Genomic DNA, 22,702 nt, shown 5'->3' on the forward strand with positions numbered 1-22,702 from the left:
GAACGCCTGGTCGGAGTCAGCGCGGCGTCCCCTCCTGTGCGAGGGGATTTTTCGTTTCCCGGCAGATGACGATCGATGGAGCTTTGAGGATCATGAGCGAGACGAATTCCGCTGCCGAGACGGCCGCGCCGCACCGCTACACGGCGGCGATGGCCGCCGACATCGAGGCACGCTGGCAGGACTTCTGGGACGCCGAGGGGACGTACGAGGCGCCGAACCCCACCGGTGACCTGGCGGGCGACCCGGAGCTGGCCGCCAAGCCGAAGAAGTTCATCATGGACATGTTCCCGTACCCCTCGGGTTCGGGTCTGCACGTCGGACACCCGCTGGGCTACATCGCCACCGATGTCTACGCCCGCCACCAGCGGATGACCGGCCACAACGTGCTGCACACCCTGGGCTTCGACGCGTTCGGCCTGCCCGCCGAGCAGTACGCGGTGCAGACGGGCACCCACCCCCGGGTCTCCACCGAGGCCAACATGGAGAACATGAAGGTCCAGCTGCGCCGGCTGGGACTGGGCCACGACAACCGCCGCTCCTTCGCGACGATCGACGCCGAGTACTACAAGTGGACGCAGTGGATCTTCCTCCAGATCTTCAACTCCTGGTACGACACCGAGGCCGACCGGGCCCGCCCGATCGCCGAGCTGGTCGAGCAGTTCGAGAGCGGGACGCGCGCGACTCCCGACGGCCGTGAGTGGAGCGCGCTGAGCGCCACCGAGCGCGCCGACCTGCTGGGCGAGTACCGACTGGCGTACGCCTCCGACGCCCCGGTGAACTGGTCGCCCGGCCTGGGCACCGTGCTGGCCAACGAGGAGGTCACCGCCGACGGCCGTTCCGAGCGCGGCAACTTCCCCGTCTTCAAGGCCAAGCTGCGCCAGTGGAACATGCGCATCACCGCCTACGCCGACCGGCTGCTGAACGACCTGGACGGGCTGGACTGGCCCGAGGCCATCAAGTTGCAGCAGCGCAACTGGATCGGCCGCTCCGAGGGCGCCCGGGTCGAGTTCCCGGTGGACACCGCGGGCGGCATCACCGTCTTCACCACCCGCCAGGACACCCTGTTCGGCGCCACGTACATGGTGCTGGCGCCCGAGCACGACATGGTGGAGCGGATCATTCCGGCCGCCTGGCCCGAGGGCACCCACCCGGTGTGGACCGGCGGCCACGCGAGCCCGGCCGAGGCCGTCACCGCGTACCGCAAGCAGGCCGCCGCCAAGTCGGACGTCGAGCGGCAGGCCGAGGCCAAGGACAAGACCGGTGTCTTCACCGGCGCGTACGCCACCAACCCCGTCAGCGGCGAAAAGGTCCCCGTCTTCATCGCCGACTACGTCCTGATGGGCTACGGCACCGGCGCGATCATGGCCGTACCGGCGCACGACGCGCGCGACTTCGCCTTCGCGCGCGCCTTCGAGCTGCCGATGCGCTGTGTCGTCCAGCCCTCCGACGACCGCGGCACCGACCCCGCCACCTGGGACGACGCCTTCAGCTCGTACGACGCGAAGCTGGTCAACTCCGCCAACGACGAGATCTCGCTGGACGGCCTGGGCGTCGTCGAGGCCAAGGCGAAGATCACCGAGTGGCTGGGGGAGCACGGCGTCGGCGAGGGCACCGTCAACTTCCGGCTGCGCGACTGGCTGTTCAGCCGGCAGCGCTACTGGGGCGAGCCCTTCCCGATCGTGTACGACGAGGACGGCATCGCCCACCCGCTGCCCGAGTCGATGCTGCCGCTGGAGCTGCCCGAGGTCGAGGACTACTCGCCGCGCACCTTCGACCCGGAGGACGCGTCCGCTCAGCCCGAGACCCCGCTGTCGCGCAACGCCGACTGGGTGAACGTGACGCTGGACCTGGGCGACGGCCCCAAGAAATACCGTCGCGAGACCAACACCATGCCCAACTGGGCCGGTTCCTGCTGGTACGAGCTGCGCTACCTGGACCCGAACAACGACCGTCAGCTGGTCGACCCGTCGATCGAGCAGTACTGGATGGGCCCGCGCGAGGGGCAGCCGACCGGCGGCGTCGACCTGTACGTCGGCGGCGCCGAGCACGCCGTGCTGCACCTGCTGTACGCGCGTTTCTGGTCCAAGGTGCTGCACGACCTGGGCCACATCTCCTCGGCCGAGCCGTTCCACAAGCTGTACAACCAGGGCATGATCCAGGCCTTCGTCTACCACGACAGCCGGGGCATCCCCGTCCCCGCCGCCGAGGTGGAGGAGCGCGACGACGCGTTCTACTACGCGGGCGAAAAGGTCAGCCGCGTCCTGGGCAAGATGGGCAAGTCCCTGAAGAACGCGATCACGCCGGACAAGATCTGCGCGGAGTACGGCGCGGACACCCTGCGCCTGTACGAGATGGCGATGGGCCCGCTGGACGTGTCGCGCCCCTGGGACACGCGTGCCGTGGTCGGCCAGTACCGGCTGTTGCAGCGGCTGTGGCGCAACGTCGTCGACGAGGAGACCGGCGAGGTCACCGTCGTCGACACGGAGCCCGGCGAGGACACGCTGCGCGCCCTGCACAAGGCGATCGACGGGGTCGGCCAGGACATGGCGGGGATGCGGTTCAACACCGCCATCGCCAAGGTCACCGAGCTGAACAACCACCTGACCAAGGCCGGCGGCCCGCTGTCGCGCTCGGTCGCCGAGCGGCTGGTCCTGCTGATCGCCCCGCTGGCCCCGCACATCGCGGAGGAGCTGTGGCGCCGGCTGGGCCACACCGACTCCGTCGTCCACCAGGACTTCCCGGTGGCCGACCCGGCGTACGTGGTCGACGAGACCGTCACGTGTGTCGTCCAGATCAAGGGCAAGGTCCGGGCCCGCCTGGAGATCTCGCCCGCCATCACGGACGAGGAGCTGGAGGCGCTGGCCCTGGCCGACGACGCGGTCGTCGCGGCGCTGGGCGGGGCGGGCATCCGCAAGGTGATCGTGCGGGCGCCGAAGCTGGTGAACATCGTCCCCGCGTGACGGCCGTCCGCCGCCGTTCGCGGTGAACGGTTAGGGCCATCCCCTACGGGCAGGTTGGGGGTTCCGAAGGAACCCTCGGCCTGCCCGTTCCGTTTACGGTGGAGGGGGCGACCGGCACCGGCGGCCGCATCGAGACACCGAGGGGCATTCATGGAAGCCGCGATCACGATCCTGGCGCTGCTCCTGGTCGCGTTCGTCGCGCTGGGTGTCTACGCGACCGTGAAGGCCGTCGGCGCCGCCAAGCGGGGTGTGGACCGCACGATCACGCAGGCCCGACGCACGGTGGAGGACACCACGCTCCGGGCCAAGAGCTTCGGGCAGGTGGGCGTCGCGGGCGAGCTCGCCCAGCTCCGGCTCTCCCTGCGCACCTCGATGCGGGCCACGCAGGACGCCCTGCACGCCGGTGTCGCCGAGGACGCGTCCCTGGCGGAGTCGGTGGCCCTGTTCCGGCGGCTGAGCGCCCACGGTCTGGAGCTGGACGACGAGCTGAAGCGGCTGGAGCGCGAGCCGGACCGGGCGACGGTCGCGGGCCTGCTGCCCAAGCTGCGGGAACGCACGCAGCGGATCACGCACTCCGCGGAGTCGCTGCGCTGGGCGGCGCGGGACCGGGCACGGCAGTTCGCCGACGACGACCTGGACGCGCTGAACGCGCAGATCGACATCGAGGCCGGCGCGCTGCGGCACTGGACCGTGGACGAGCCGTCGTCGCGGGCGTCCGGCGCGGGCGCCTCCGCCACGACACCGGGCCGGGGTCCCGGGACGGACTGGCCGGAGCCGGCGGCCTCGGCAGACCCCTCGGCCGGTAGCAGCACGGCCGACGAGGCGTGGTCAGGACCGGCCCGCGAGGAGAGCCCGCAGGCGATCACCGCACCGGACCCGCGGCCGCGCACGACGTACCCCTGGCAGAAGTCCACCCGGCCGGAAACGACGAACTGACGCGCGCGGGCCGGTTCAGGCCCGAACGGATGTGTTCCGAAGCGGCCACGAATGATCAGGGGGCCGGGGCCGGGCTGCCGCACTCCCACCACGCCAGGTAACCTCCGGCTCATGTCCCGCCATGTCGCTATCGTCACCGATTCCACGGCCTACCTGCCGCGCCCGACGATGGAACGGCACGGCATCACCGCGGTGCCGCTGACCGTCGTCCTGGGCGACCAGGCGCTGGAGGAGGGCACGGAGATCTCCGCCCGCTCGCTCGCCCTGGCTCTACAGAAACGCCACTCCGTGACCACGTCCCGGCCCAGCCCCGATGTCTTCGCCGCGGCCTACCGGGCGGCGGCCGACGCCGGAGCGGACGCGGTGGTGTCGCTGCATCTGTCGTCGGAGTTCTCGGGCACGTACGACGCCGCGCGGCTCGCGGCGAAGGACGCCCCCGTTCCGGTCCGTGTGGTGGACACCGGCATGGTCGCCATGGCCCTCGGGTTCTGCGCCCTCGCCGCGGCGGAGGCCGCCGAGGCGGGCGGCGGCCTGGACGAGGCGGTGTCGGCGGCGGAGAAGCGGGCCGCGGGCACCTCGGCGTATTTCTATGTCGACACGCTCGACTATCTGCGCCGGGGCGGTCGCATCGGCACGGCACAGGCCCTGCTGGGATCCGCGCTGGCGGTGAAGCCGATCCTGGAGCTCGACGGGGGCCGGATCGAGATGCTGGAGAAGGTACGGACGGCGTCCAAGGCGATCGCCCGCCTGGAGGAGATCGTCGCCGAGCGGGCGGGTACGGCCCAGGTGGACATCGCCGTCCACCACCTCGCCGCCCAGGAGCGCGCGGACCGCCTGGCGGAGAGGCTGCGCGAACGTGTCCCCGGTCTCGTCGATCTCCACGTCAGCGAGGTCGGCGCGGTGATCGGGGCGCACACGGGGCCGGGGCTGCTCGGCGCGGTGATCTCCTTGCGGTGATTCACTCCGCCGGGTGGCCGAGTTTTCCACAACTGCCGGGCTGTCCACAGGAATCGGGGCTGCTCAGCGGGTTTCGGCGGATGTGCCTAACGTCGTGAGGCATGGCCCTTCGATCTTCTCGGGCGTCGGCTCCCGACGCTCCGTACGCTTCTGTGTCCTCGTCCGACTCTTCTGATTCGTCTGATTCCACGTCCACGTCCACGCCTGCTCGGCTGCGGCACGGATCCGGTACTCGCCCGAGCGGCCGGGCGGGGGTGCGCCCCGGGGCCCGTCCCGGTGTGCGCCACGGCGGGCGGCGGTCCGTGCGCGGGCGGTCCGCCCTCGCGTCGGCGGCCGCGCGTCGCCGGGCGGACGCGCTGATGGCGGGCGCCTCCTCCGGCCTCGCGAGCGATGCGGCGCCCGTGGCGGTACATGAGCCGGCGGGGAGTCACGCGGCCGAGCCCGCACCGCCACCACCTCGACCCGAGAGTGTGGGGGAGGTGCCCGTCGATACGTCGAGGGTGCGCCGTCTCGTGTCGGCGGTCCGGGAGCGGCTGCCGTTGTGGGTGCGGCTCCGCTGCGGGATGGCCCCGCGTACGCCGGTGGTGCTCGGTCTGGTGCTGCTCGCCGCCGTGGCCGTCGCCGCTGTGCACTTCTGGTCCGTACGGCCCCAGGCCGTGCGTGCGCCGGAACCGGTCGCGGACGAAGCGGCGGCGCCCGCGCTGCCGCCGGATCCGTTACGGTCCGGCGCCCCCGATCCGGCTCCCCGCCCGGCCGCCGGAGAGCCGCCGAGCGGGAGCGGACAGATTGTCGTCGATGTGAGCGGCAAGGTGCGCAGGCCGGGCGTCCGTCGGCTTCCGGCGGGGTCACGGGTGGAGGACGCACTTGAGGCGGCGGGCGGTGTACGCGCCGGCACGGATCTCACGGGAATCAACCGGGCACGGGTCCTGGTGGACGGTGAGCAGGTCGCGGTGGGTCTTGTGCCCGACCTGCCGGTCACGGGGGCGACCGGGGGCGGCGGGGCCGGGCCCGGGCCGGCCGGTGCGCCGGGCGGGGCGGGGCCCTCGGCGCTGCTGAGCCTGAACACGGCGACCGCGGAGCAGCTCGAAACCCTGCCGGGGGTCGGGCCCGTGCTGGCCCAGCACATGATCGACTACCGCACGGAGAACAACGGATTCCGATCCGTCGACGAACTCCGCCAGGTCAACGGCATCGGCGACCGCCGCTTCGCCGACCTCCAGCCGCTTGTACGGCCATGAGCAGCCGTGAGGCCGGGCTCGACTGCCTGCCTGATTCCCGGCCCGATTCCCGGGTCGTGGACAGGGGCAGCACCGGATGCGCGGGCGGGGAGGGGGATGCGGGCGCGGCGACGGGGGAGGGCTCGCGGCAGGAGGAGCCCACGGACCTGCGGCTGGTTCCGCCGGCCCTGGCGGTCTGGGCGACCGCGGCGGCGACGCTGGGCCTTCCGGGGCGGTGGGCGGTGATTGTGGCCGTCGCCTGCTCGGTTCCGGCGCTGGCTCTGCTGATGGCGGCCTCGCGCACTGCTCGGCGGGGGAGGGAGATTGGTGAGTCCCGGGCTGGGGTAACTGGCGGGGAGCCTGGGGTCGGGCGGGCCGAGAGAGGGCCCCGGGCCGAGAGGTCGGCCGGAGACTCCCGGGTCGGGAGGGCGACCGGAGTGCCCCGGGCCGGGAGGGACGAGGAAGTGCCCCGGGCCGGGAGGGCAGCCGGGGAGTTCCGGGTGCGGAGGGGTGTTGGGCGGGCGCAGGTGCTTGCTGCTGGGGGAGCGGTGTTGCTCTGTGCGGCGGCGGGTGCGGCTGTGGCCGGGCTTCATGGGGCCGATGTGCGGCGCGGGCCCGTGCCCGGGCTGGCTCGGGAGCATGCGCGGATCGACGCGGAGGTGCGGGTGACCTCGGATCCCCGGACGACCCGCCCGGCGGTACGGGGCAACCACAGCGCCCCGGTCCTTCTCCTGATCGGTGCCGAGGTCATGGAGGTGCGAGCGCCGGACGGGACGAGCACCCGGGGCAGTACGCCGGTGCTGCTCATGGTCGCGGCGGGCGACCACCGGGCGGACTGGCAGAAGCTGCTCCCGTCCACCCGGCTCCGGCTCGCCGGCCGGCTCTCGCCTCCCGCACACGACGGTGAACGGCTCGCCGCGATCCTGCGGGTGGACGACGCGGGGCAGCCCCGGATCACCGGGCCCCCGACGTGGATCCAGCGTGCGGCGGGAAACCTGCGCGCCGGGTTGCGGGAGGCGACGGACGGCCTGGACGCGGATGCGCGTGCGCTGTTGCCGGGGCTGGTGGTCGGGGACACCTCCAGGGTCCCGCCCGAACTCCACGACGCCTTCAAAGCGACCGACCTGACACACTTGCTCAGCGTTTCCGGCGCTAATTTGTCCGTGTTGCTCTTCCTTCTCGTCGGGCCGCCGGGATCGGCGTCGAGCGCGGAACGACGCGGTCTGGCACCTCTGTTGGGGCTCTCTCTGCGCGGGACCGCGGTGATCGGCGGTGTGCTGACCCTCGCGTTCATCGTCGTGTGCCGCCCGGAACCGAGCGTGCTCCGTGCGGCGGCCTGCGGGCTGATCACGCTCCTCGCGATCGGGACGGGCCGCCGGAGATCCCTGATCCCCGCCCTGGCGGGCGCTGTCGTCCTCCTGGTGCTCTACGACCCCTGGCTCGCCCGGAGTTACGGGTTCCTGCTGTCGGTCCTGGCCACCGGTGCGCTGCTGACGCTCGCGCCGCGGTGGAGTGCCGCACTGCGGGCACGGCGGGTGCCCGGAAGGCTGGCCGAGGTGCTGGCCGCGGCGGCGGCCGCGCAGGCCGTGTGCGCGCCCGTCGTGGTGGTCATGGCCTCGCGGGTCAGCCTGGTGGCGGTCCCGTGCAATCTGCTGGCGGAGTTCGCGGTGGCACCGGCGACGGTGCTCGGGTTCGCGGCCATCGCCGTCGCCCCGGTCGCGCCGCCGGCGGCCGAGCTGCTGGCGTGGGTCGCGAGCTGGCCGGTCGGGTGGATCGCCAAGGTCGCTCGGACGGGGGCGGGCTTTCCCGGGGCCGAGGCGCAGTGGCCCGGAGGGTGGTCCGGCGCCGCGCTGCTGGCCGGTTGCACGGTCCTGCTGGTACTTCTGGCCCCGAGGCTGGCCCGGCACGCCTGGATCTGTGCGGCTGTCGGGCTGCTTCTGGTGCTGGCGGTGCTGCGGCCGGTTCCGCTGACCCGGATCATGACCGGATGGCCGCCGCCCGACTGGTCGTTCGCCCTCTGCGACGTGGGACAGGGCGATGCGATGGTCCTCGCGGCGGGGGAGGGCACGGGGGTGGTCGTCGACGCCGGACCCGATCCCCGGGCGGTCGACCGGTGTTTACGGGATCTGGCGGTGACCCGGGTTCCGCTCGTGGTCCTCACCCACTTCCACGCCGACCATGTGCGCGGGCTGCCGGGGGTGCTCCGGGGCAGGGCGGTGGGCGCGATCCAGACGACGAGCCTCGAAGAGCCGCCCGAACAGGCCGCGTTCGTACGGAGGACGGCGGCCGCGGCACGGGTTCCGACGGTGCGGGCCGTGGCCGGTGAGCAGCGCCGGTCGGGCCCGGTCGAGTGGCGGGTCCTCTGGCCCCGTCCCGGGCCCGGGGGAGCGGGGCAGGCGATGGTGCGGGAGGCGAACGACTCCAGCGTCACCCTGCGGGTACGGGCGGCCGGAGGGCTGACGCTGCTGCTCCTCGGGGACCTCGAACCCCCGGCCCAGCGGGAGTTGCTGCGCGGGCCGGAGGCGCCGGGCCCGGTGGACGTCCTCAAGGTGGCCCACCACGGCTCGGCCTTCCAGGACGCCGGGCTGCTCCACAGTGTACGGCCGAGGCTGGCGCTCATCTCCTGCGGCGCGGACAACCCGTACGGCCATCCGTCGCCCCGCACGCTGGCCGCGCTCGGGGCGGCCGGGGCCCGGGTCCTGCGCACGGACACCGACGGCCCGATCGCGGTGGCGGGCGAGGGGAAGGAGCTGCGGGCGGTGGGCCGGTCGTGACATCGCGGGGCCGGTTCCGAGCGTTCGCCGACCTCGCCGACCTCCGCGGTCCGGGCCTTGCTTCGGCCCGGGGGCGGAGCCTGCTCGTCAGGGCAGCCAGGTGCCTGCGTGCATCAGGTCGCGGTCGGCGAGTTCGTTTTCCTCGCGCCAGGCGCGCACGGTGTGGGGGGTGATGCGCAGGAACACCCAGCGGGGGCCGCGAGGGCTCCAGCCCCGGAGTTTCGCGGCGAAGGCGTCCCGTGTCGCGGTGGGGAGGTCCGCCGCCTCCACGATCCTCGCATCGCCCTCGATCAGCACCACGTCGCGGGTGTGGCCCACGGTGACCCGGATCGGCCCGTCGGGAGTCACGTTGACGGCCGTCGGGTTGGTCCGCCGGGTGGCCATCACCAGCGTGCCGGTGCCGTCCTCCCAGAGGAACGACAGCGGCACCAGGGTGGGGACGCCGTCCGGGGACGCCGTCGCCACCCACGCGTCCTCGTCCTGCCGCAGGCGGTCCAGGACGTCCTGCCTGCGCTGTTCCCGGCTGCGCGGGGGCTCGTACTCGGTCATGATCGACACGCTAGGGGGTGGTCACGCCTTCGCGCCTCGGGCCAGGGGCCTCGGGCAGAAGTCCTAGGGCTCTCAAAAACGGACCTTCGGTAACACCTCCGTACAACTCCTTCCGAGGTCCTCCGTTTGCCTCGAACGCCGCATCAGTGATCGAATGCATGCTCGTCGGCGGGCCGCTGATCCGACAAAGACGTCCAGCTGTCAGGGTCCCGAAGTGCGAAGCGCCCCTGGGGGTACGTAAGAGATGTTCGGCCGTTGGCTGGGAAACAGAGGCCAGGCGGGTGGGCGCGGTGGGGCCCTCGCCGGAATCCAGGTACCCCGTACCGCGGGCGTGCTCAGCTGCCGGGTGCTGGACCCGGTCAGCGAACCGGTGCAGCAGGCCGAGTTCGTCGTGACCGACAGCGTCGGCCGCAAGGTGACCGCCGGTGAGACGGACCCCTTCGGCAGCCTTCTCGCCACGGTCCCGGCCGGGGACTACCGGCTGGCGGTCAAGGCCGAGGGGTTCACCCCGTTCCACGGGGCGGCGACGGTGAGCGCGGGGGCGCACGCCACCCTGGGCGATGTGACCCTCCAGGTGGCACAGCCCCCGCAGCTGCCCGACCCCGGCGACTGGGACATCGAGCCGAACCACTCGCAGATCGGCTTCACCGCCCGGCACATCGGGCTGGCCCGCATCCACGGCAGGTTCAACACCTTCGCCGGGGCGGTCCGGATCGCCGACCGCATGGAGGACTCCGCCATGCACGTGATCATCGACGCGGCGTCGATCGACACCAATGTGCAGATGCGCGACGACCATCTGCGCTCCGGCGACTTCCTCGACGTCGGCCGCTATCCGACGCTGGAGTTCTACAGCGAGCGCTTCGTCCACCGGGGCGGTAACCGGTGGGGTGTCACCGGTGCGCTGACCCTGCACGGCGTCAGCCGTACGGTGACGCTGGACACCCAGTACCTCGGTCTCGGCAACGGCCTGGAGGGCGAGACGCGCGCCGCCTGCCGGGCCACCACCGAGCTGCACCGCGAGGACTTCACCCTCACCTGGCAGACGATGCTGGCGCGTGGGATCGCGGTGGTCGGGCCCAGCATCAGCGTCGACCTGGACATCCAGATCGTTCCCCGGGGCTGAGCCGGGCGGGCTGGGGCGTCGGGCCGGTTACGGCTTCTCCAGCCAGCCTTCGTACTCGGCGGCGAACTCGTCGAGCGCGGCCGGGTCGAGGCGGCCGGTCTCGTCCTCCACGACCACCAGCCACTGGGCGTCCTCGGCGTCGTCCTCGCCGGCCAGCGCGTCCCGTACGAGCTGGGGCTCCTCGGCGACCCCGAAGCGGTCGGCCAGCTCCTCGGCCACCTCCTCGGCGGCGTCGCGGTCGGGCAGCACCAGTACATGTCTCACGTCGCTCACCCGGACATTCTCCGGTACGGGGGCCGGGGCCCGTGCCCCGGGCTGCCTGGGCCGTGCCTGGCTGTCAGTGGGGCGTGGGATGCTGGAATGCGATGGCCACCAGGAAGAATTCCACCGACGATCCGCTCGCCCCCGTCACCGTCGCCGTGGGCCAGGAGGACCTCCTCCTGGACCGTGCGGTGCAGCAGGTGGTGGCGGCCGCGCGTGCTGCCGACGCCGACACGGACGTACGCGATCTGACGTCCGACCAGTTGCAGCCCGGCACGCTCGCCGAGCTCACCAGCCCTTCGCTCTTCGCCGAGCGCAAGGTCGTGATCGTGCGCAGTGCGCAGGACCTCTCGGCCGACTCGGTCAAGGACGTCAAGGCGTATCTCGGCGCGCCGGTCGAGGAGATCACGCTCGTCCTGCTGCATGCGGGCGGGGCCAAGGGCAAGGGGCTGCTGGACGCGGCGCGCAAGGCGGGAGCGCGCGAGGTGGCCTGCCCGAAGACGACCAAGCCGGCCGAGCGGCTCTCGTTCGTACGGTCGGAGTTCCGGACGCATGGGCGGTCCGCGACGCCGGAGGCATGCCAGGCGCTGGTCGACTCCATCGGCAGCGATCTGCGGGAGCTGGCCAGTGCGGTGTCGCAGCTGATCGCGGACGTCGAGGGGACGATCGACGAGGCGGTCGTCGGGCGCTATTACACCGGGCGGGCCGAGGCGTCTTCGTTCACCGTCGCCGACCGGGCGGTCGAGGGGCGGGCGGCGGAGGCGCTGGAGGCGTTGCGGTGGTCGTTGTCGACCGGGGTTCCGCCCGTGCTGATCACCAGTGCGCTGGCGCAGGGGGTGCGGGCGATCGGGAAGCTGTCCTCAGCTCGGGGTGGTCGGCCGGCCGATCTTGCCCGGGAGCTGGGGATGCCGCCGTGGAAGATCGACCGGGTGCGGCAGCAGATGCGGGGGTGGACGCCGGACGGGGTGGCTCTGGCCCTGCGGGCCGTGGCTGCGGCGGATGCGGGGGTGAAGGGTGGGGGGGACGATCCCGAGTACGCCCTGGAGAAGGCCGTCGTCGTTGTTGCGCGGGCGGCGCGGGCTGGGCGGTAGTTCCTCTCGGGGGTGGGGTGGGTCGCCGCGGCGTGCGGGGCCTGGGGGTGACCGGTTTTGTCCTCAAGCGCCGGACGGGCTGGGATTGCCTCGGCGTCGCGCCGACAGGGTGCGGGGCCTTGTGTGATCACCGGTTCCGTCCTCAAGCGCCGGACGGGCTGGGTGGTGCGCCCGGACCGGCAGGGAACGCCTCAGCGTCGTGCCAGGAGGTGCGGGCCCTCGTGTGATCGCCGGTTCCGTCCTCAAACGCCGGACGGTCTGGAAAGGCCCCCCGGACGGTCTGGGAAGCCTCCTGGGTGGGCTGGAAGCCCCCTGGGCCGGGGGGGGGGGGCTGGAGCGTGCCCCCCATACGTCTAGCCCCCTTGGGCGGGGGCTGGAGCGTGCCCCCATACGCACGGAAGCCCCGGTCGTCGATCTGGGGAGATCGATGGCCGGGGCTTCCGGGTCGCGCTTGGTGCGCCGCACCCGCGTGGCGAACGCAGGTTCGGTGTGCGGCGCGGGGGCCGGGCAGGGGCGGGAGAGAGGGCCCGCTGGTCCGTTCCGGCTATGTCACATCAGTGAGCTTCGGGAAGAAGCTCAGGCCGACAGGGAGGCAACCTTGGACGCCAGCGCCGACTTCTTGTTGGCGGCGGCGTTCTTGTGGATGACACCCTTCGAGACAGCCTTGTCGAGCTGACGGGAAGCGTCGCGAGCGGCCGTGGTGGCCTTCTCGACGTCACCGGCGGCGACGGCCTCGCGGGCCTTGCGGATCGCGGTCTTGAGCGACGACTTGACGGCCTTGTTGCGCAGGCGCGCCTTCTCGTTGGTCTTGTTCCGCTTGATCTGGGACTTGATGTTCGCCACGAAAGAGCCTTTTCAGGTTCGATTGGATCTACTAGACGTGCCCATCGGTCCACAGGAGCCACTGAGCACAGCTGTCCACGGTAGCAGTCACCCTCCGACCGGCCCAAACCGGTCGCTGCCCCGCAGGCGTGGGACGATGGAGCCTACGTATCGATCCGACCGACGATCCGACCGACCCGACATCGACCCGAGACACGGCGTTCGGCGTCTCAAGAATCAGGACCCTGCGTGCCCGCGACTCCTTCCAACGTGCCCGAGCCGAGCCGTACCGACCCGGCGCTGATCCGCAATTTCTGCATCATCGCGCACATCGACCACGGCAAGTCGACCCTTGCCGACCGGATGCTCCAGCTGACCGGGGTGGTCGACCAGCGGCAGATGCGTGCTCAGTACCTCGACCGGATGGACATCGAGCGCGAGCGCGGCATCACCATCAAGTCCCAGGCGGTCCGGCTGCCCTGGGCGCCCACCGAGGGCGAGGACAAGGGGCTGACCCATGTCCTCAACATGATCGACACCCCGGGCCACGTGGACTTCACCTACGAGGTCTCCCGTTCGCTCGCCGCCTGCGAGGGCACGATCCTGCTGGTCGACGCGGCGCAGGGCATCGAGGCCCAGACGCTGGCCAACCTCTACCTGGCGATGGAGAACGACCTCACTATCGTCCCGGTGCTCAACAAGATCGACCTGCCCGCCGCCCAGCCGGAGAAGTTCTCCGAGGAGCTGGCCAACCTCATCGGCTGCCAGCCCGAGGACGTGCTCAAGGTCTCCGCCAAGACCGGCGTCGGCGTGGACGCGCTGCTCGACCGGGTCGTGCGCGACGTGCCGGCCCCGGTCGGCGTCGCGGACGCCCCCGCCCGCGCGATGATCTTCGACTCGGTCTACGACTCGTACCGCGGTGTCGTCACCTACGTCCGTGTCGTCGACGGTCAGCTCAACAAGCGCGAGCGCATCCGGATGATGTCGACCGGCGCCACCCACGAGCTGCTGGAGATCGGGGTGTCCTCCCCGGAGATGACCCCGGCCGACGGCATCGGCGTGGGCGAGGTCGGCTACATCATCACCGGGGTGAAGGACGTCCGGCAGTCCAAGGTCGGTGACACGATCACCTCCCTGAGCAACGGGGCGACCGAGCCGCTCGGCGGCTACAAGGACCCGAAGCCGATGGTGTTCTCCGGGCTCTACCCGCTGGACGGCTCCGACTACCCGGACCTGCGCGAGGCGCTCGACAAGCTCCAGCTCAACGACGCCGCCCTGGTCTACGAGCCGGAGACCTCCGCCGCGCTCGGCTTCGGCTTCCGCGTCGGCTTCCTCGGCCTGCTCCACCTGGACGTGGTCCGCGAGCGGCTGGAGCGCGAGTTCGGGCTCGACCTGATCGCCACCGCCCCCAACGTGGTCTACCGCGTCGAGATGGAGGACGGCACCGAGCACATCGTCACCAACCCGAGCGAGTTCCCCGAGGGGAAGATCGACAAGGTGCACGAGCCGGTCGTCCGCGCCACGGTGCTGGCCCCGAGCGAGTTCATCGGCGCGATCATGGAGCTGTGCCAGGGCCGGCGCGGCACCCTGCTCGGCATGGACTACCTCTCCGAGGACCGGGTCGAGATCCGCTACACCCTGCCGCTCGCGGAGATCGTCTTCGACTTCTTCGACCAGCTGAAGTCCAAGACCCGGGGTTACGCCTCCCTCGACTACGAGCCCACCGGCGAGCAGACGGCCAACCTCGTCAAGGTCGACATCCTGCTGCACGGCGACAAGGTGGACGCGTTCTCCGCGGTCACGCACAAGGACAAGGCGTACGCGTACGGCGTACGGCTCGTCGCCAAGCTCCAGAAGCTCATCCCCCGGCAGAACTTCGAGGTGCCGATCCAGGCCGCCATCGGCGCCCGGGTCATCGCCCGTGAGACCGTCCGCGCCATCCGCAAGGACGTCCTCGCCAAGTGTTACGGCGGTGACATCTCCCGTAAGCGGAAGCTGCTGGAGAAGCAGAAGGAAGGCAAGAAGCGGATGAAGATGGTCGGCAACGTGGAGGTTCCGCAGGACGCCTTCATCTCCGTCCTGTCGACCGACGAGTCCGCGGGGGAGGGCAAGGGCAAGAAGTAACCCCCTCGCCTCCGCCGGTGAACGGCGCGAAGGGCCCTCACGCCGCAGTAACGTGCGGCGTGAGGGCCCTTTCGTTATGAAAGCGGCGGCCCGTTGCCTCTTACGTGGCGCGCGCGTGCGCTCTACTCTGATCACGCATCGATGGTTACTCGCCAGTTAAACAAGCCGAACAAGCAGGTTGCGCAGCAGGACAGCAGCAGTCGTCGCAGTATCAAAGAAGCCGGTCGTAGCAATGCCGCAGGCCCGGAGGACGTCGTGAGCGACACACAGACCTTGATCGATAACCGGCCGCCCTCCGTGGCGTCCCTCTTCATCGACCGCGTGGCGGCGACCCCGGACGGGGAGGCGTACCGCTATCCGGTGCCGTCGGCCTCGGGCGAGGGTCCCGACGACTGGAAGTCGCTGAGCTGGGCCCAGGCCTCGGAGCGGGTCTACGGGATCGCCGCCGGGCTGATCGCGCTCGGCGTGCAGCCGGAGGAGCGGGTCGCCCTCTCCTCGGCCACCCGGGTGGAGTGGATCCTCATCGACCTCGGGGTGATGTGCGCGGGCGCCGCGACCACGACGATCTACCCCTCCACGAACGCCGAGGAGTCCGCCTTCATCCTGGCCGACTCCGAGAGCCGCATCCTCATCGCGGAGGACGCCGAGCAGCTGGCCAAGGCCCGTGAGCGCCGCGCCGAGCTGCCCGACCTCGCCCATGTCGTCGTCATCGACCCGGCCGGCGCCGAGCCCGCCGAGGGCGACCCCGAGGGCTGGATCATCACCCTCGCGGAGCTGGAGGCCCGGGGCAACGAGCTGCTCGCCAAGACCCCGGACGCGGTCACCGAGCGGGTCGCCGCCATCACCGCCGACCAGCTCGCCACCCTCATCTACACCTCCGGCACCACCGGCCGGCCCAAGGGCGTACGGCTGCCGCACGACAACTGGTCGTACATGGCCAAGGCCACCGTCTCCACCGGCCTCATCAACGCCGACGACGTGCAGTACCTCTGGCTGCCGCTCGCCCACGTCTTCGGCAAGGTCCTCACCTCGGGCCAGATCGAGGTCGGCCACGTCACCGCGATCGACGGCCGCATCGACAAGATCATCGAGAATCTGCCGGTCGTCCAGCCGACCTACATGGCCGCCGTCCCCCGGATCTTCGAGAAGGTCTACAACGGGGTCGCCTCGAAGGCGCGTGCGGGCGGCGGCGCCAAGTACAAGATCTTCCAGTGGGCGGCGGGGGTGGCCCGCGAGTACGCCAAGGTCTCCCAGGACAACTTCCGGCGCACCGGCAAGGCGTCCGTCCCCTTCGCCCTCGGCGCCAAGCACAAGGTCGCCGACGCGCTCGTCTTCTCCAAGATCCGTGAGGCCTTCGGCGGCCGGCTGCGCGCCTGCGTCTCCGGCTCCGCCGCCCTCGCCCCCGACATCGGCTACTTCTTCGCCGGCGCCGGGGTCCACATCCTGGAGGGCTACGGCCTCACCGAGAGCAGCGCCGCCTCCTTCGTCAACCCGGGCGAGGCCTACCGCACCGGCACCGTCGGCAAGCCGCTCCCCGGCACCGAGGTGCGCATCGCGGACGACGGCGAGATCCTGCTGCGCGGCCCCGGCATCATGGAGGGCTACCACAAGCTGCCCGACAAGACCGAGGAGGTCCTGGAGTCGGACGGCTGGTTCCACACCGGCGACATCGGCGAGCTGTCGGCCGACGGCTATCTGCGCATCACCGACCGCAAGAAGGACCTGATCAAGACGTCGGGCGGCAAGTACGTCGCCCCGGCGGAGGTCGAGGGCCAGTTCAAGGCGGTCTGCCCGTTCGTCTCCAACATCCTGGTGCACGGCGCGGACCGTAACTTCTGCACCGCGCTCATCGCCCTCGACGAGCCCACCATCCTCGGCTGGGCCGCCGAGAACGGCCTGGAGGGCAAGTCGTACGCGGAGGTCGTCGCCGCCCCGCAGACCGTCGAGCTGATCGACGGATACGTCACGCGCCTCAACGAGGGCCTTCAGCGCTGGCAGACCATCAAGAAGTTCCGCCTTCTGCCGCGCGACCTGGACGTCGAGCACGGCGAGCTGACCCCCAGCCTCAAGCTGAAGCGGCCGGTCGTCGAGCGCGAGTACCAGGGGCTGATCGACGAGATGTACGCAGGCTCGCGAGAGGCCTGATGCACGACGAGATGTACGCAGGCTCGCGCGAGGCTCAGCGGCTGCGCGCGTGAACCCGTCCGGGGGCTCGGCCCCGGACGGGCACGGGCGGGGAGTACGGACCCTCACGGGCCCGGGCTCCCCGCCCGTTTGTTTGCGTCGCGTCGCGGCGGGGGCAGGACCGCGAGCCCGCCCCCCCCGCCGTATCAGCCGCGCCGGGCCCGCAGGACCCCCGCGAGCAGTACCACCAGCACCCCGGCGGCGGGGATCACCAGCAGGCCCGTGCGCAGGCCGGCCGCGTCGGCGACCTGGCCGACGATCGGCGGCGACAGCAGGAAGCCCAGGCGCATGAGCCAGGAGACGAGCGTCAGACCCGAGCCGGGCTTGAGACCGGGCAGTGCGTCGGCCTCGTGCATCGCCGCGGGTACCAGGGTCGCCACCCCGAACCCGGCCAGGGCGAAGCCCAGGACGGTGCCGGGCAGCGTCGGCACCGCCAGGGCAAGGCCCATGCCGACCGCGGTGATCAGTCCGCCGGACCGGGCCACGGCACGCTGCCCGAAACGGTCGACGAGGCGGTCCCCGATGATGCGCCCGATGAACTGGGCGCCCACCAGGGCGATGAAGCCCCAGGCGGCGAGGGCCGCGGAGGCGTGCAGCGCGTCGCCCAGATAGAGGGCGGCCCAGGAGTTCCCCGCGTCCTCCACGAGCGTCCCGGCCGTGGCGATCAGGACGAGGGCCGCCAGCACGAACCCGACGCGCGAGGTGCCCCGCGCCCCTTCCGCACCGAGTGCCCTCTCTGCGCGCCGCGCTTCTTCCGCACCGGGTGCCCTCTCCGTACCCCGTGCCCCCTCCGCCTCGCTCCGCTCCGGCCCTGCCTCCTCCGGTTCGCTGTCCGGGCCCGGAAGACAGAAGCGCAGCGCGGCCACCGCGGCGGCGACGAGGACGACCGCCGAGACCGTGAGGTGGACGCCGAGCGACAGGTCCAGCGACATCGCCCCCGCCGCCATCAGCCCACCGGTGACCGCACCGATCGACCAGATGGCGTGGAAGGAATTCAGAATGGACCGTCCATAGAGCCGCTGTACCCGAAGCCCGTGCGCGTTCTGCGCGACGTCCGTGAGCGCGTCCATCGCCCCGGCCAGGAACAGGGCCGTCGCGAACAGGGCGACCGACGGGGCCACACCGGCGGCCAGGATCCCCGCACCCGTCAGCAGGGTCCCGAGCACCGCGACCCGCGCCGAGCCCATCCGGCGGACGAGCACCCCCGCCGCCAGGCCGGCCGTGACCGCCCCCGCCGGGAACGCGGCGACCGCGAGGCCGTAGGCGCCGTTGCCGATCGCCAGGTCCTCCTTGATCTGCGGATACCTCGGCAGCAGGTTGGCGAACAGGGCCCCGTTCGTGAAGAACAGGACGGCTACGGCGGCCCGCGCGTGGCGCGCGGCGAGGAGAGGCCGTGTCTCGGTGTCGACGGTCATGCGGGTGACCCTAACCCCAGAGCGTACGAACGTACACTCCTTCTGGCGGCCCGGGTCGTCCCCCGCCGGCGCGTCGATGACCAGGGGGGCGCTGTCCACCGGACCAGGGGGGCCGCTGTCCACCGCATGCGCGTCCGGTTAGGCTGACCTTGCCTGGTGTGGTATCCGGGCATACGGAACAGTCAGAGGCGGGGCGCAGGTGAGAGACGGTGACCGGGCTCCTGCCCGACGTGCGCCCGGGGCGGGGCGTCGTGGATAAGATCGCGCTCGCGGCCGGAGCCCTGTACGTCATCGTCCTGCTGCGCGCCGGCGGGACGTTCGCCGTCGGATGGCTCGCCGGAGCCGGCGCCCGGCGCAGCAGGTTCGCCGCGCGGACCTCCTCGGCGAAGTTCCGGCGCGCCGAGCGGGCGATCCAGCGGTGGGGCGCGCCGGTGGTGGCCGTCTCCTTCCTGACGGTCGGGTTCCAGACCGCCGCCAACTTCCTCGCGGGCAGCATGCGTATGCCCCTGTCCCGCTACCTCCCCGCCCTGTTCGTCGGCGGAGCCGCCTGGGCGCTGATCTACGCGACCGCCGGCTTCGGCGTCCTCAAGGGGCTGGGGCGGCTCTTCGCCGAGCAGCCGGCCTACGGGGTCTCCGCCGTGGTCGTCCTCCTGCTCGCGGCCGGCGGGGCGCTGGTGTACCGCAGACGGCGCGCGGTGGCCGTCCCGTCCTCCGGTGACGCCGCTTCCGACAAGGCGTAAACCGTCCCGCAGCGCGTCCCCCAACCCGTCCCGCGCGTTCGAATCCGCTCGATTTTCTGCTCACTTCCGTAACTCGGTGCTTATGGATGCGGCCGGTCTGTCACTCTGTCGGTGTCGTCCGACCGTAGGAGCCGCCCCGTGGCGCCCATTCCCTTGCAGCGGGACACCGTGCAGCGCCCCGGCACCACCCGTGCCGGGGGCGCGCACGGCCCGCGCCTGGCCAGCCGCACCAGCCTGCCCGGGATACCGCTCGCCCCGTCCGCCGCCCGGCGGTTCGTGCGGGCCGCGCTCGCGGAGTGGACCGGGCTCGGGGTGCCCGCCGCCGTGGGCTTCAGCGACCGGCTGGCCGACGACGCCGTGACCGTCACCAACGAGCTGGTCACCAACGCCGTCGTGCACGCCGGCACCACCGTCGACCTGGTCCTCAGGCTGGAGGAGGAGGGCGGCGACGAGCCGTCCGCCGCCCTCGTCCTGGAGGTCACCGACCACCACCCGGCCCGCCCGGTCAGCGGCGACGAGCCGGAGCCCGCCCCCGAACCGGGCCGGGCGGTCGCCGGGGAGCTGCCGGACCCCGCCGAGTACGGCCGGGGCCTCCAGCTCGTCGCCACCCTCGCCGACTCCTGGGGCATCACCTACCGCACCGGCCTCAAGACCGTCTGGGCCCGCCTCCCCGTCGACGACTGGAGCGCCCCGCCCGCCCCGCCCGACGGGGAGGCCCTCCGGCGCGGCCTGCGCGCCGCCGAGATCCTCGCCCCCGCCGCCCGGCGCACCGAACGCGACGACGCGGTCTGGGACAGCCGGGGCGCCCCGGCCTTCCTCGCCGAGGCCTCCGACCTCCTCGCCGGGCAGCTCGACGAGGACCTGGTGGCGGCGATAGCGGGCCAGCTGCTGGTACCTCGGCTCGCGGACTGGTGCGCGATCTGGCTGGAGGCGGAGAGCGGGGGACCGGGCGCCGAACCCCGGCTCGCCCGGGTCTGGCACAGCGACGAGACCGGCACCGAGCCGCTGCGTACGGCCCTGGAGCGGGAACCCTTCCGCCTTCCCGCCGACGTCGGCTCGGGACCCGTCCCCGTACCCGTACCGTGGCCGGCGCACCACGCCCCGCAGACCGAAGACGGAGGCCCGCACACCGAACACGCCCCGCAAGACACCCAGCAGGACGCCTCGCACAGCCAACACGCCCCGCACCCCGGCAGTCGCGACGGGGCCGCGCTCGCGTTCCGGATCACCGCCGGGGGCCGGGCGCTCGGGACCGTTCTCGTCGGCCGCGAGGGCGTCACCCAGGTGCCCGAGGCCGTCTCCTCGCTGATCGAGGACTTCGTCCGCCGCCTCGGCCTCGCCGTCGGCGCCGCCCGCGCCTACACCCGGCAGGCCACCATCAGCCGGATCCTCCAGCGCGGCCTGCTCCCCAGCAAGGTCGCGGACATCCCCGGCGTCACCAGCTCCCTCGTCTACGAACCGAGCGACGACGGGGTGGTCGGCGGTGACTTCTACGACATCTTCCCGTGCCCCGGCGACCGCTGGTGCTTCGTCCTCGGCGACGTCCAGGGCTCGGGCCCCGAGGCCGCCGTCGTCACCGGCCTCGCCCGCCCCTGGCTCCGCCTGCTCTCCCGGGAGGGCTTCGGCGTCGGCGAGGTCCTGGACCGGCTGAACCGGTTACTTCTCGACGACGCCATGGAGGCCGCCGAGGCCGCCGCCCTGATGGTCGCCGCCGCCGGGGGCCAGCAGCTCCACGACGGCACCCAGTCGCGGTTCCTCTCCCTGCTGTACGGGGAGGTCGTGCCGCTCCCCGGCGGCGGGGTCCGCTGCACGGTGGCCAGCGCCGGACACCCCCTGCCGCTGCTACTGCGCCCCGACGGTTCCGTACGCCCGGCCGCCGAGCCGCAGGTGCTGCTCGGGGTCGTCGAGGACGTGGCGTACGAGAGCCAGGTCTTCCACCTCGCGCCCGGGGACACCCTGCTCTGCGTCACCGACGGGGTGACCGAGCGGAGGTCGGGCCCGCTGATGTTCGACGATGGGGACGGGCTGGCCCGGGTGCTCGCCGGATGCGCAGGACTGCCCGCCGAGGCCACCGCCGAGAAGATCCGGCGCGCGGTCCACGAGTTCGCCGAGCAGCCCCCGGACGACGACGTGGCCCTGCTGGTCCTGCACGCGGACTGAACGGCCCGGACCGGGAAGCCTCCATGGCGAGGAGAAGCCGCCCCGGTCCGGGCCCCGAGCCCGCCCGGTCCGGGAAGCTCCGGCGGCGAGCGACAATGGTCCGTATGCCTTCCGTACTGCCCGATGGTGAGCCCGTGCCCGACGACGGGGCGCTGCCCCGCCATGCCCTGGAAGGCGCAGCCGACCGCCCGCTCGGCTTCTACCTGCACGTTCCGTACTGCGCCACCCGCTGCGGCTACTGCGACTTCAACACCTACACCGCCACCGAGCTGCGCGGCTCCGGCGGGGCCCTGGCCTCCCGCGACAACTACGCCGTCCACCTGATCGAGGAGGTCCGCCAGGCCCGCAAGGTCCTCGGCGACGACCCGCGCCCCGTCCGTACTGTCTTCGTCGGCGGCGGGACGCCCACGCTCCTCCCCGCCGCCGATCTCGTACGGATGCTGGCGGCGATCCGGGACGAGTTCGGGCTCGCGGACGACGCGGAGATCACCACCGAGGCCAACCCCGAGTCCGTCGACCCGGCCTACCTCGAAGCGCTGCGCGAGGGCGGCTTCAACCGGGTCTCCTTCGGGATGCAGAGCGCCAAGCAGCACGTCCTGAAGATCCTCGACCGCACGCACACCCCCGGCCGCCCCGAGGCCTGTGTCGCCGAGGCGCGCGCGGCGGGCTTCGACCACGTCAACCTCGACCTGATCTACGGCACCCCCGGCGAGTCCGACGACGACTGGCGGGCCACCCTGGACGCGGCGATCGGCGCGGGCCCCGACCACGTATCGGCGTACGCCCTCATCGTCGAGGAGGGCACCCAGCTCGCCCGCCGCATCCGGCGCGGCGAGATCCCGATGACCGACGACGACGCCCACGCCGACCGCTACCTCATCGCGGACGAGGCCTTCGCCGCCGCCGGGTTCCACTGGTACGAGGTCTCCAACTGGGCCACCACCGAAGCCGGCCGCTGCCTCCACAACGAGCTGTACTGGCGCGGCGCCGACTGGTGGGGCGCGGGCCCCGGCGCCCACAGCCACGTCGGCGGCGTGCGCTGGTGGAACGTGAAGCACCCCGGCGCGTACGCCCAGGCGCTCGCCGAGGGCCGCTCACCGGGCGCGGGCCGCGAGATCCTCGCCGAGGAGGACCGCCGCGTCGAGCGCATCCTGCTGGAACTCCGGCTGCGCGAGGGCTGCCCGCTGGACCTCCTGAAACCCGACGGCCTCGCCGCCTCCCGCCGCGCCCTGACCGACGGGCTGCTGGATCCGGAACCGTACGCGAAGGGCCGCGCGGTCCTCACCCTGCGCGGGCGGCTCCTCGCCGACGCGGTGGTGCGGGACCTGGTGGACTGAGCCCGGGGGACAGGGGCCGGGCGCCCCGGGGTGCCCGGGGCCGCACCCG

General features: G+C 72.3%; 16 protein-coding genes. 12 read left to right on the forward strand and 4 right to left on the reverse strand.

What is annotated here, in order from left to right; all coding sequences use genetic code 11:
• Positions 1-92 precede the first annotated feature (92 nt).
• The 5 genes from leuS (at position 93) to A3Q37_RS17835 (ending at position 8,844) form a co-directional block, all read left to right on the forward strand.
• A complete protein-coding gene (gene leuS / locus A3Q37_RS17815) occupies positions 93-2,960 on the forward strand; it encodes a leucine--tRNA ligase (protein ID WP_065485600.1) in 2,868 nt (955 codons plus the stop codon).
• A 150-nt stretch (positions 2,961-3,110) separates the two neighbouring features.
• Entirely contained in the window at positions 3,111-3,896 is a 786-nt protein-coding gene (locus A3Q37_RS17820; protein ID WP_065485602.1) for a hypothetical protein, read from the forward strand.
• A 111-nt stretch (positions 3,897-4,007) separates the two neighbouring features.
• Positions 4,008-4,853: a DegV family protein gene (locus A3Q37_RS17825; protein WP_065485605.1), complete on the forward strand. Its 846-nt coding sequence runs from the start codon at positions 4,008-4,010 to the stop codon at positions 4,851-4,853.
• Between the two features lie 101 nt (positions 4,854-4,954).
• A complete protein-coding gene (locus A3Q37_RS37845; RefSeq protein WP_255311843.1) occupies positions 4,955-6,091 on the forward strand; it encodes a ComEA family DNA-binding protein in 1,137 nt (378 codons plus the stop codon).
• On the forward strand, positions 6,088-8,844 hold the full coding sequence (locus A3Q37_RS17835) for a ComEC/Rec2 family competence protein (protein WP_255311844.1): 2,757 nt from the start codon (positions 6,088-6,090) through the stop codon (positions 8,842-8,844). The genes A3Q37_RS37845 and A3Q37_RS17835 overlap by 4 nt, the downstream gene beginning before the upstream one ends.
• Positions 8,845-8,931: 87 nt before the next feature.
• Here the strand turns inward: A3Q37_RS17835 and A3Q37_RS17840 are convergent, their stop codons facing one another.
• A complete protein-coding gene (locus A3Q37_RS17840) occupies positions 8,932-9,393 on the reverse strand; it encodes a pyridoxamine 5'-phosphate oxidase family protein (RefSeq protein ID WP_065485866.1) in 462 nt (153 codons plus the stop codon).
• A gap of 244 nt (positions 9,394-9,637) precedes the next feature.
• Between A3Q37_RS17840 and A3Q37_RS17845 the strand changes: the two genes are divergently transcribed.
• Complete coding sequence (locus tag A3Q37_RS17845; RefSeq protein WP_065485611.1) at positions 9,638-10,519, forward strand: YceI family protein; 882 nt, start codon at positions 9,638-9,640, stop codon at positions 10,517-10,519.
• A gap of 27 nt (positions 10,520-10,546) precedes the next feature.
• Here A3Q37_RS17845 and A3Q37_RS17850 read toward each other — a convergent pair whose 3' ends face one another.
• Positions 10,547-10,792 (reverse strand): hypothetical protein, encoded by a 246-nt coding sequence (locus tag A3Q37_RS17850; protein ID WP_065485613.1) that lies wholly within the window; start codon positions 10,790-10,792, stop codon positions 10,547-10,549.
• Between the two features lie 92 nt (positions 10,793-10,884).
• Here A3Q37_RS17850 and holA point away from each other — a divergent pair, with 92 nt between their 5' ends.
• On the forward strand, positions 10,885-11,871 hold the full coding sequence (holA, locus tag A3Q37_RS17855) for a DNA polymerase III subunit delta (protein ID WP_065485614.1): 987 nt from the start codon (positions 10,885-10,887) through the stop codon (positions 11,869-11,871).
• A 576-nt stretch (positions 11,872-12,447) separates the two neighbouring features.
• Here the strand turns inward: holA and rpsT are convergent.
• Positions 12,448-12,714, reverse strand: coding sequence for a 30S ribosomal protein S20 (gene rpsT, locus A3Q37_RS17860; protein WP_065485615.1), 267 nt, complete (start codon positions 12,712-12,714; stop codon positions 12,448-12,450).
• Positions 12,715-12,942: 228 nt separating this feature from the next.
• Here rpsT and lepA point away from each other — a divergent pair, with 228 nt between their 5' ends.
• Positions 12,943-14,817 carry a translation elongation factor 4 gene (gene lepA / locus A3Q37_RS17865; protein ID WP_065485616.1) on the forward strand — a complete coding sequence of 625 codons (1,875 nt, stop codon included), beginning with the start codon at positions 12,943-12,945 and terminating at the stop codon, positions 14,815-14,817.
• A 255-nt stretch (positions 14,818-15,072) separates the two neighbouring features.
• Positions 15,073-16,962, forward strand: a complete 1,890-nt coding sequence (locus A3Q37_RS17870; RefSeq protein WP_065485617.1) for a long-chain fatty acid--CoA ligase — start codon at positions 15,073-15,075, stop codon at positions 16,960-16,962.
• Positions 16,963-17,147: 185 nt separating this feature from the next.
• Here the strand turns inward: A3Q37_RS17870 and A3Q37_RS17875 are convergent, their stop codons facing one another.
• Positions 17,148-18,416 (reverse strand): MFS transporter, encoded by a 1,269-nt coding sequence (locus A3Q37_RS17875; RefSeq protein WP_065485618.1) that lies wholly within the window; start codon positions 18,414-18,416, stop codon positions 17,148-17,150.
• A 251-nt stretch (positions 18,417-18,667) separates the two neighbouring features.
• On the opposite strand from A3Q37_RS17875, the gene A3Q37_RS17880 reads away from it, so the two are divergent.
• From A3Q37_RS17880 to hemW, 3 genes are all read left to right on the forward strand, one after another.
• Positions 18,668-19,156: a DedA family protein gene (locus tag A3Q37_RS17880; protein WP_065485868.1), complete on the forward strand. Its 489-nt coding sequence runs from the start codon at positions 18,668-18,670 to the stop codon at positions 19,154-19,156.
• A 138-nt stretch (positions 19,157-19,294) separates the two neighbouring features.
• Positions 19,295-21,316 carry an ATP-binding SpoIIE family protein phosphatase gene (locus A3Q37_RS17885; protein ID WP_065485620.1) on the forward strand — a complete coding sequence of 674 codons (2,022 nt, stop codon included), beginning with the start codon at positions 19,295-19,297 and terminating at the stop codon, positions 21,314-21,316.
• A gap of 95 nt (positions 21,317-21,411) precedes the next feature.
• Positions 21,412-22,653, forward strand: a complete 1,242-nt coding sequence (hemW, locus tag A3Q37_RS17890) for a radical SAM family heme chaperone HemW (protein ID WP_065485622.1) — start codon at positions 21,412-21,414, stop codon at positions 22,651-22,653.
• Positions 22,654-22,702: the final 49 nt, after the last annotated feature.

The sequence above is a fragment of the Streptomyces sp. PTY087I2 genome, from assembly GCF_001687325.1.
Taxonomy (GTDB): Bacteria; Actinomycetota; Actinomycetes; order Streptomycetales; family Streptomycetaceae; genus Streptomyces.